The organism is Chitinophaga sp., assembly GCF_036566945.1.
GTDB lineage: Bacteria > Bacteroidota > Bacteroidia > Chitinophagales > Chitinophagaceae > Chitinophaga.
Window position 1 is genome coordinate 1 of sequence record NZ_DATCVJ010000114.1, and the last position, 2,265, is coordinate 2,265.

Annotated in this window: 2 protein-coding genes and 1 tRNA gene; 2 read left to right on the top strand and 1 reads right to left on the bottom strand. The window is 45.7% G+C overall.

Annotated elements, in window-relative coordinates; translation table 11 throughout:
• Positions 1 to 291 precede the first annotated feature (291 nt).
• A tRNA-Cys gene (locus VIP81_RS03315) sits at positions 292 to 362 on the bottom strand.
• A gap of 205 nt (positions 363 to 567) precedes the next feature.
• On the opposite strand from VIP81_RS03315, the gene VIP81_RS03320 reads away from it, so the two are divergent.
• Together VIP81_RS03320 and dapF are read left to right on the top strand one after the other, a co-directional pair.
• Positions 568 to 1,446 carry a nucleoside phosphorylase gene (locus VIP81_RS03320; protein WP_331957054.1) on the top strand — a complete coding sequence of 293 codons (879 nt, stop codon included), beginning with the start codon at positions 568 to 570 and terminating at the stop codon, positions 1,444 to 1,446.
• Positions 1,447 to 1,696: 250 nt separating this feature from the next.
• Positions 1,697 to 2,265 (top strand): diaminopimelate epimerase (gene dapF / locus VIP81_RS03325; RefSeq protein ID WP_331957055.1); only part of this gene is annotated, 569 nt, incomplete at its 3' end.

The window sequence follows — 2,265 nt, forward strand, 5'->3', positions numbered from 1 at the left end:
ATATCTCTGGTATATCATTGATAAATGTCATGCCTTCTGCTTACTCGTCCTGCCTCATGCGGGGGATGCAATATAACCTTTTACATCGACATTATCACAGCTATTTTAATAAATATTTTAAGCGGCTGAAAGCTGCCAGCAGTATGCTTCTACGCATTGATCTGGTGGCTGGTGGAGCGATCCTGCTATGTGAAATCAGCGTACAGGATGATAGCTGCCAATTGCCGCAGATTCGCTACAGGAGGGGTATAAAAAGAAAAAGCCGCGATATACGCGGCTCTTCTTTTGTAGAGGTTTCGAGCGGATTCGAACCGCTGTACGAGGTTTTGCAGACCTCTGCCTAGCCACTCGGCCACGAAACCATCTATTTCAAAACGTCCGCCTTAACTCCCCCACTGGCGTACATCTCATTCGTTTTGTGGGATTGCAAAAGTAGTAAATTTCTGATTACCACCAAATATTATTTAAAAAATATCTGAAAAAATATTTTGATAATAAGGCAGAACAAAGGAATATTGAGGCTGGAAAACCCGAAATGTTGATTCGTGAATAATAAAAATTAGTACAATGGATAATCGTATTGCTGAATCGGAACTCATCATCAACAGCCGCGGCGCGGTATATCACCTGGATGTAAGACCGGATGAACTGGCTCATACCATCATCACCGTAGGAGACCCGGACCGTGTTAGTGCGGTAAGTCAACACTTTGATAAAATAGAAGGAAAATTTCAACACCGCGAGTTCGTTACCCATACCGGTTATATCGGCAACAAACGCCTGTCTGTTGTTTCTACCGGCATCGGTACCGATAATATCGATATTGTGCTCAACGAACTCGATGCACTGGTAAATATCGATTTCAATACCCGTCTCGCTAAATCCGAACTCACTTCCTTACAAATTATACGTCTGGGTACTTCGGGTGCTTTGCAGGAAGCCATTCCGGTAGATAGCTTCGTGGTATCTTCTCATGGCCTGGGCCTCGACAACCTGATGCCTTATTACGCCTTTGAAAATACTACCGCCGAAAAACAACTGCTGGAAGCCTTTCGCGGACAGGTATTCCTGCAACCCGGCGGCGCCAATCCATGTCTCTTTGAAGCTTCCGCAAAACTGCACGAGCATTTCAGAGATGGTTTTCATACAGGCATCACCGTTACCTGCCCCGGTTTTTATGCACCACAGGGCCGGGTACTGCGTGGCACCTTATCCAATCCTAATCTGATCGATAACCTCACAGGCTTCTCCTACGAATCCAACCGCATCACCAACTTCGAAATGGAAACATCCGCCATTTACGGAATGGGACGTGTACTGGGTCATGAATGCCTTTCTATCAGCGCCATCGTGGCCAACCGCATCCGCAAAGAATTCAGTAAAGATGGCGGCGCTGCAGTAGCTGCACTGATCGAAAAAGGACTGGGCATTATCGCTAATTTCTAAGCGGAGGTGGGCGCCTTCGGCGCCTGTCCTTACCAGGATTAAACTGATTAAACTGATTTTGATGATAATAACTTTCCCAAAAGGATTTTATTTCTTCACTTAAAGCGCTTAAAAAAGAAGAGAGTATCCCTTGAAAAGAAGTCATCAAAAAAAATCATCAAAATCATCAAAATCAGTTTAATCCTGTCCAAAGACAATCGCCGAAGGCGATCCCCTCCGCTGCATTGCTTATTTTTTTATCTTTGCTGGCATGAACAATATCCACTTCTATAAATATCAGGGTACCGGAAATGATTTCGTGATCATGGATAACCGGGACGGACAATACGACTGGCTTACAGACGAACAGGTGAACGAATTATGCGATCGCCGCTTTGGCATCGGTGCCGATGGATTAATGTTGCTGAATAAAAGCGAAGACTACGACTTCGCTATGAAATATTACAATGCAGATGGCCGCGAAGGTACCATGTGCGGTAATGGCGGCAGATGCCTCGTTGCCTTTGCCCATAAAATGGGCGTTGGCGATGGTAACCTCTACTTTATTGCCGTAGACGGAGAACACGAAGCCACCATGGATGGCGACAACTGGGTAAACCTGAAAATGTCGGATGTACATGATGTGGAACATGGCCCGCTCTATTATTACCTCAACACCGGCTCCCCGCATTTTGTAAAGTTTGTGGAAGATGTACAGGCCGTAGATGTTTTCAACGAAGGCCGTGGCATTCGCTACAATGAACGCTTTGCGGGCGAAGGCACCAATGTTAACTTCGTACAGCCATTCGAAAACGGCATCTTTGTCCGCACCTACGAAAG

Bases quoted from the DNA above. Each gene is read 5' to 3' on its own strand.
- VIP81_RS03320 (WP_331957054.1), top strand. From the start codon at position 568: ATGGATAATCGTATTGCTGAATCGGAACTCATCATCAACAGCCGCGGC.